The organism is Kitasatospora sp. NE20-6 (genome assembly GCF_045862635.1).
The window spans coordinates 1-3,165 of sequence record NZ_BPRL01000145.1 but is presented as its reverse complement, the minus strand read 5'-3'; the positions used below and the strand labels follow the sequence as shown (position 1 = coordinate 3,165).

Annotated in this window: 1 rRNA gene; it reads left to right on the top strand. The window is 57.2% G+C overall.

Annotation, left to right across the window (positions count from 1 at the left end):
- The first annotated feature begins 53 nt into the window (after positions 1–53).
- Positions 54–3,163 (top strand): 23S ribosomal RNA (locus tag SNE206_RS39815).
- Positions 3,164–3,165 lie beyond the last annotated feature (2 nt).

Here is a 3,165-nt window from a genome sequence, read left to right as displayed (position 1 = left end):
GGTGGGTGTCTGGTCGTTGTTTGAGAACTGCACAGTGGACGCGAGCATCTGTAGGCCAAGTTTTTAAGGGCGCACGGTGGATGCCTTGGCACCAGGAACCGATGAAGGACGTGGGAGGCCGCGATAGGCCCCGGGGAGCTGTCAACCGAGCTTTGATCCGGGGGTGTCCGAATGGGGAAACCCGGCAGTCGTCATGGGCTGTCACCCATACCTGAACACATAGGGTATGTGGAGGGAACGCGGGGAAGTGAAACATCTCAGTACCCGCAGGAAGAGAAAACAACCGTGATTCCGGGAGTAGTGGCGAGCGAAACCGGATGAGGCCAAACCGGCATGGTGTGAGACCCGGCAGGGGTTGCCATGACGGGGTTGTGGGAAAGTTCTTCAGTCGTCTGCCGGCGGCTGGGCGAGTCAGAAACCGTATGGGTAGTCGAAGGACATGCGAAAGGTCCGGCGTAGAGGGTAAGACCCCCGTAGACGAAATCTGTACGGCTTGCTTGAGCTTCTCCCAAGTAGCACGGGGCCCGAGAAATCCCGTGTGAATCTGGCGGGACCACCCGCTAAGCCTAAATATTCCCTGGTGACCGATAGCGGATAGTACCGTGAGGGAATGGTGAAAAGTACCGCGGGAGCGGAGTGAAATAGTACCTGAAACCGTGTGCCTACAAGCCGTGGGGGCATCTCCTTGTGGGGTGTGACTGCGTGCCTTTTGAAGAATGAGCCTGCGAGTTTGCGGTGTGTAGCGAGGTTAACCCGTGTGGGGTAGCCGTAGCGAAAGCGAGTCCGAATAGGGCGACCGTAGTTGCATGCCCAAGACCCGAAGCGGAGTGATCTAGCCATGGGCAGGTTGAAGCGCGGGTAAGACCGTGTGGAGGACCGAACCCACCAGGGTTGAAAACCTGGGGGATGACCTGTGGTTAGGGGTGAAAGGCCAATCAAACTCCGTGATAGCTGGTTCTCCCCGAAATGCATTTAGGTGCAGCGTCGTGTGTTTCTTGCCGGAGGTAGAGCACTGGATAGGCGATGGGCCTCAACGGGTTACTGACCTTAGCCAAACTCCGAATGCCGGTAAGTGAGAGCGCGGCAGTGAGACTGTGGGGGATAAGCTCCATGGTCGAGAGGGAAACAGCCCAGAACACCGACTAAGGTCCCTAAGCGTGTGCTAAGTGGGAAAGGATGTGGAGTCGCAGAGACAACCAGGAGGTTGGCTTAGAAGCAGCCACCCTTGAAAGAGTGCGTAATAGCTCACTGGTCAAGTGATTCCGCGCCGACAATGTAGCGGGGCTCAAGCACACCACCGAAGTCGTGTCATTCACAGAATACGCCCAACGGCGCTGTGGATGGGTAGGGGAGCGTCGTGTGCCGGGTGAAGCAGCGGAGGAATCCAGTTGTGGACGGTTCACGAGTGAGAATGCAGGCATGAGTAGCGATACAAGAGTGGGAAACTCTTGCGCCGATTGACCAAGGGTTCCTGGGTCAAGCTGATCTGCCCAGGGTAAGTCGGGACCTAAGGCGAGGCCGACAGGCGTAGTCGATGGACAACGGGTTGATATTCCCGTACCCGCTTTGAAGCGCCAACGTCGAACCTCTTGATGCTAAGCCCGTGAAGCCGGCCCGGAGTCTTCGGACGATGGGACGTGGTGGAGCCGGTGACCCAATGGGGTAGTAGGTGAGCGATGGGGTGACGCAGGAAGGTAGTCCAGCCCGGGCGGTGGTAGTCCCGGGGTAAGGGTGTAGGCCGAACGGTAGGCAAATCCGCCGTTCATGAAGGCTGAGACCTGATGCCGAGCCGATTGTGGTGAAGTGGATGATCCTATGCTGTCGAGAAAAGCCTCTAGCGAGTTTCATGGCGGCCCGTACCCCAAACCGACTCAGGTGGTCAGGTAGAGAATACCGAGGCGTTCGGGTGAACTGTGGTTAAGGAACTCGGCAAAATGCCCCCGTAACTTCGGGAGAAGGGGGGCCATTCCTGGTGATGAGTCTTGCACTCTGAGCTGGGGGTGGCCGCAGAGACCAGCGAGAAGCGACTGTTTACTAAAAACACAGGTCCGTGCGAAGCCGTAAGGCGATGTATACGGACTGACGCCTGCCCGGTGCTGGAACGTTAAGGGGACCGGTTAGTCCGATTTCGGTCGGGCGAAGCTGAGAACTTAAGCGCCAGTAAACGGCGGTGGTAACTATAACCATCCTAAGGTAGCGAAATTCCTTGTCGGGTAAGTTCCGACCTGCACGAATGGCGTAACGACTTCTCGACTGTCTCAACCACAGGCCCGGTGAAATTGCATTACGAGTAAAGATGCTCGTTTCGCGCAGCAGGACGGAAAGACCCCGGGACCTTTACTATAGCTTGATATTGGTGTTCGGTTCGGCTTGTGTAGGATAGGTGGGAGACTTTGAAGCCGTGACGCCAGTCATGGTGGAGTCGACGTTGAAATACCACTCTGGTCGTGCTGGATGTCTAACCTGGGTCCGTGATCCGGATCAGGGACAGTGTCTGGTGGGTAGTTTAACTGGGGCGGTTGCCTCCTAAAGAGTAACGGAGGCGCCCAAAGGTTCCCTCAGCCTGGTTGGCAATCAGGTGTTGAGTGTAAGTGCACAAGGGAGCTTGACTGTGAGACTGACGGGTCGAGCAGGTACGAAAGTAGGGACTAGTGATCCGGCGGTGGCTTGTGGAAGCGCCGTCGCTCAACGGATAAAAGGTACCCCGGGGATAACAGGCTGATCTTCCCCAAGAGTCCATATCGACGGGATGGTTTGGCACCTCGATGTCGGCTCGTCGCATCCTGGGGCTGGAGTAGGTCCCAAGGGTTGGGCTGTTCGCCCATTAAAGCGGTACGCGAGCTGGGTTTAGAACGTCGTGAGACAGTTCGGTCCCTATCCGCTGTGCGCGTAGGAGTGTTGAGAAGGGCTGTCCCTAGTACGAGAGGACCGGGACGGACGAACCTCTGGTGTGCCAGTTGTCCTGCCAAGGGCATGGCTGGTTGGCTACGTTCGGGAGGGATAACCGCTGAAAGCATCTAAGCGGGAAGCCTGCTTCGAGATGAGCACTCCCACCTCCTTGAGAGGGTAAGGCTCCCAGTAGACGACTGGGTTGATAGGCCGGATATGGAAGCCCTGTAAGGGGTGGAGTTGACCGGTACTAATAGGCCGAGGGCTTGTCCTCAG